This window comes from Microcystis sp. M113S1 (genome assembly GCF_020246945.1).
Lineage (GTDB): Bacteria > Cyanobacteriota > Cyanobacteriia > Cyanobacteriales > Microcystaceae > Microcystis.
The window spans coordinates 1-4,493 of sequence record NZ_JADBSA010000329.1; the positions used below are offsets into that span (position 1 = coordinate 1).

4 protein-coding genes are annotated in these 4,493 nt (G+C 42.2%); all 4 read left to right on the top strand.

Annotated elements, in window-relative coordinates:
- Nucleotides 1–180 precede the first annotated feature (180 nt).
- The 4 genes from IM319_RS16530 (at nucleotide 181) to IM319_RS16545 (ending at nucleotide 3,863) form a co-directional block, all read left to right on the top strand.
- Complete coding sequence (locus tag IM319_RS16530) at nucleotides 181–978, top strand: hypothetical protein (protein ID WP_287736316.1); 798 nt, start codon at nucleotides 181–183, stop codon at nucleotides 976–978.
- A gap of 224 nt (nucleotides 979–1,202) precedes the next feature.
- Entirely contained in the window at nucleotides 1,203–2,207 is a 1,005-nt protein-coding gene (gene pheS / locus IM319_RS16535) for a phenylalanine--tRNA ligase subunit alpha (protein ID WP_287736318.1), read from the top strand.
- Between the two features lie 13 nt (nucleotides 2,208–2,220).
- Entirely contained in the window at nucleotides 2,221–2,565 is a 345-nt protein-coding gene (locus IM319_RS16540; protein ID WP_287685270.1) for a DUF4870 domain-containing protein, read from the top strand.
- 170 nt (nucleotides 2,566–2,735) lie between these two features.
- On the top strand, nucleotides 2,736–3,863 hold the full coding sequence (locus IM319_RS16545) for an NAD(P)/FAD-dependent oxidoreductase (RefSeq protein ID WP_287736320.1): 1,128 nt from the start codon (nucleotides 2,736–2,738) through the stop codon (nucleotides 3,861–3,863).
- Nucleotides 3,864–4,493: the final 630 nt, after the last annotated feature.

Genomic DNA, 4,493 nt, shown 5'->3' on the forward strand with positions numbered 1-4,493 from the left:
AAATTCTTATCTGGCAAAAGATTTAATTAATTAGTTCGCTCTAGATCAAAAACAATTGACAAAAATTGCAGCAACGTCTGTCTCTATAAGGGTTTCATTCCTTATAACCTCCGTCCATTGCATAAGACAAACCGAAGAACCTGCTTTATTCCGCTAGAACATCGAATAAGATTTTATCTCTTGGATTTTCTAACTGCCAAAAAACGACAGGGAAAAGTAGCAACTTTTGATGAAATTATTTTTGCGATCATGCCTAACCTGATCAACGGGACAACACCAAGCGATCAATCGATTTTAAAGGTTTTAGAAAAGTTAGCTTATTCTCCCGATGGTCGGCACTGGCAACTAGGGCAAGAAGAAGGTCTTCAGCTAACTCTCGATTTAAATATAGAGCCAATTTCTTCCGTTTTAACTGGTTTAGATTTTCCCAAACAAGCAGATAAAATTCCTCACGATCAAATTATCTACGCTCTGGCAAAAATTGCTATTGCTGTCGGATTAAAGCCTTATATTGGCAAAAAAGAACAATCTACAGGTTATTGGAATGGAGAAGCTTTTAAAGATATTTCTCTAGAAAAATTACCGATCGATAAATTAGGAAAGTGGGACAGAGATAAAATACAACAGATCGATCTCATCTGGTTTAATAACTTGGGCGATGCAGTGTTCGCTTTTGAAGTAGAAACCAGTACACCGATCACCACAGGAATCGATCGCTTTATGGAATTACTAAAAATTTATCCAGAACTGGCAGGAAAACTTGTGTTAATTGTTCCACCGAAGCGAGTCAACAAACTGAAAAAAATTCTTAAAGATTCCCACTATATTGGACATCCTCTCTATATGGAGAATAAATTAGTCTATAGTTTTTCTAATCAAATTGCCGAAGTTTACCAGAAACTCTCCTCGTCAACTAAACTAGAATTATCTGCGGTTTTTGCCTCGATCGAGTTCATTTTAAAAAAACCAGAAATCTGATGCAATCAAGAGAAGCTGGTTCCTATTGAAAGTTCTAGGTTCGACGAGGCACTCATGCAATAAGCTCCCATTTGATCAGAGGGGACAGGGAGCGATGAACATGATACAGCAAACCATCTCAGGGAATCGTCACCCCGGAAAGCAAATCGCCCCTGCAACTGTCTCCCCAAATTCCCTCTCTTGATAAACTAGACTAGAATGCTGCCCTATAAAATGCCCTAATTATGAGTTTATCCCCCCATCCGATCGAAACTGCCCTCAAAACCCTGGCAGCGAAAGCGGAAAATTCCATCGCACAAACAACAAACCTAGAAGACTTAGAACAGCTAAGGGTGAATTATCTCGGTAAGAAAGGAGAATTATCGCAGATTTTACGGGAAATGGGCAAATTAACCCCCGAAGAGAGACCGCGCCTCGGTGCGATCGCTAATCAGGTAAAAGAATTAGTGCAATCGTTGCTGGAATCTCAGCGAGAAAGTCTAAATAATGCCCAAATTCAAGCGAAATTAGCGGCGGAAACCCTCGATGTCACCCTACCTGCTCTTAGCCGTCCTTTAGGGCGAATTCACCCCTTAAATAGCACAGTTGATCGCATGATCGATATTTTCGTCGGTCTGGGTTACAGCATCGCCACTGGGCCGCAGGTAGAAAGCGATTATTATAATTTTGAGGCTTTAAATATCCCTGCTGACCATCCGGCCCGGGATATGCAGGATACTTTTTTCTTGAGTGATGGTCGTTTATTGCGGACCCATACCTCCCCGGTGCAGATTCGCTACATGGAAAGTCACGAACCCCCGATTCGGATTGTGGCCCCGGGCCGCGTTTATCGTCGCGATACCGTTGATGCTACCCATTCCGCGGTTTTCCATCAAGTGGAATTATTAGCGGTGGACCGGGGATTAACTTTTACGGATTTGAAAGGAACAATTAAAGAATTTCTTAAGCAAATGTTTGGGGCCGATTTACCGGTTAAATTCCGCGCTTCCTACTTCCCTTTTACCGAACCCTCGGCCGAGGTAGATGTGCAGTGGAAAGGCAAATGGTTGGAGGTGATGGGCTGTGGTATGGTGGATCCCAATGTCTTAAAAGCAGTCGGTTATGACCCCCAAATCTATACGGGTTTTGCTGCTGGTTTTGGCGTGGAAAGATTTGCTATGGTATTACATGAGATAGACGATATTCGCCGTTGTTATAATAGCGATATCCGCTTTCTCCGCCAATTTTAGGGGGATAAACCCGATGGTCATGAGTGAAGATTTAACCAAAAAAAGACTCCTATCCGTGGCTTGTCATGCCTCGATCTTTTTGAGTGCTACGCTGGTATCGGTGGGAATTCCTTTAGCTATTTATTTCATTTCTGATGATGAAACGGTGAAGGAAAACGCCAAAGAAGCTTTAAACTTTCACCTGAATATGTGGTTATACTACCTAATTGCTGGGATTCTAATTTGGGTTTTAATCGGTTATTTGCTCTTAGCGATTCTTGGTGTGGTGAACATTGTTCTCCCCATTCTTGCTATCCTGCAAGTCTGGAAAGATGCTTATAAGGTTTTCCGTTATCCTTTTATTTTCCGGGTTCTGTAATTAATTATCGGGGTTGAAACCTGTTCAACCCTTTTTTAGTCCTATTCCCACTAGAAAAATAGCCTCTGGAGTTTAAGTAGTCATGCAAAATAAATTTCCTAGTGAAGATAGGCAAGAGGCAATAGGCAAAAGCTTTATCGAAATGTATAATTAATTTTGCTTAGGTACTTATGACTAAAATTGTCATCATCGGTGCGGGAATAGTGGGGGCCACCATTGCCTACGAATTAAGCGCCATCGAAGGATTAGAAATTACCCTCATCGATGAAAAAAAACCAGGACAAGGAGCAACTGGGGCAGCCCTAGGGATTTTAATGGGGATTATCAGCCATAAAACTAAAGGTAGAGCCTGGAAACTGCGGCAAGAAAGTTTAAAACGTTACGAAACCCTCCTTCCTGAGCTAGAATCCCTCACCGGACTGACTATTCCCTGTCACCGTGATGGTATTGTCCTACTGCGATCAAGTGCCGAAGACGAAGAAAATTGGCGCAAGTTAGCCCAAATACGCCAAGAACAGGGATATTGTCTAGAAATCTGGGATAAAGAGACTTTAACCCAAAAATGTCCCCAAGTGGCCAGCGATCATCTCCAGGGTGCTATCTATTCTCCCAGTGATCGTCAAATTAACCCGGCCGCGCTCACGGAGGCTCTCGTCGATGCTGCGGCAAGAAGGGGGGTAAAATGTCAATTTTGGGTAAAAGTTGAAAATTTCGGGAAGATAGAGCTTCAAGGCTCTAATTTGAGGCAATGCACCCATATTTATAGTTCTAATGGTATAGAGGAAACCGACTTTTTGATTCTTTGTGCGGGAATCGGTTCTACTGCTTTAACCGCAACTCTTAGCCATCCAGTGGAAATCCGACCGGTTTTAGGGCAAGCTTTGCAGATAAAATTGACGCAACCTTTAGAAAGTTCCGATTTTAAGCCGATTTTAACGGGAAATGACCTGCATATTCTGCCTTTGGCCGGAGCGGAATACTGGATTGGGGCAACGGTGGAATTTATGGACGAAAAGGGCGAAATTATCCCCGATACTGCCCTATTAGAGCAAGTGTATCAACAGGCGATCGCTTTTTGTCCCTCTTTGGCCGCGGGTGCGATCGTGCGTACTTGGTCCGGTAAGCGACCGCGACCGGAGAAAAAATCCGCTCCCATCATCGAATATTTGCCCGGATACGATAACGTTATTCTGGCCACGGGACACTACCGCAACGGGGTTTTATTAGCCCCCGCTACCGCTAAAATGGTCAGGGAAATGTTAAGTGGTAATTTAGGTTTTGCTGAAAAAGTTTGTTGATGGAGTTAGGAGTCGGTCGTCAGTATTCTCCGAGTCAGGAGATTATTTTTACCCTCTCCCCTCTCTACAATAATTACTCGCAGCCAGAAATACGTTGGGTTAACATCATACTTTGTGCTTTTTGTCAAAAAAACTTTTTTTTTGCAATAAAACTACATAAAAAAAAGATCATCATTGCTGGTGAAATTGACTGATTTACCCGTCTTAATTAGGATCACCTTCTAGGTGTGGCAAGGGTTTCAACCATTGCTGCCCAAAAAAGCACAGAATATCCCATTATGAAATTCAGTAAAATCGCTGTAACCATCATAACATCGTTGTTAAATAAAAATCTTTCTCAATTAATTCTTAAGAATTTATAAATATTGCGGAATGTTAATTTAAATATTCTCAAGTTTTTGCAGTCAATAAATAATTTTTACTTATCTTTGTCGGAAAATAGAACTCCTGCAAAAATCCAACATCTACCATTGGGTTAGGAGTCAGTATTTAGGGTCTGCTGAAAAAGTTTTTCGGTGGGGGTTGGGGGTTGGGGGATGGGGGATGGGGGATGGGGGATGGGTTTTACCGATTTTCAGGTGGTCAACTACCTAATTTTCAGGGAAAAAGTACCTGAATTTTCCCCCTGAT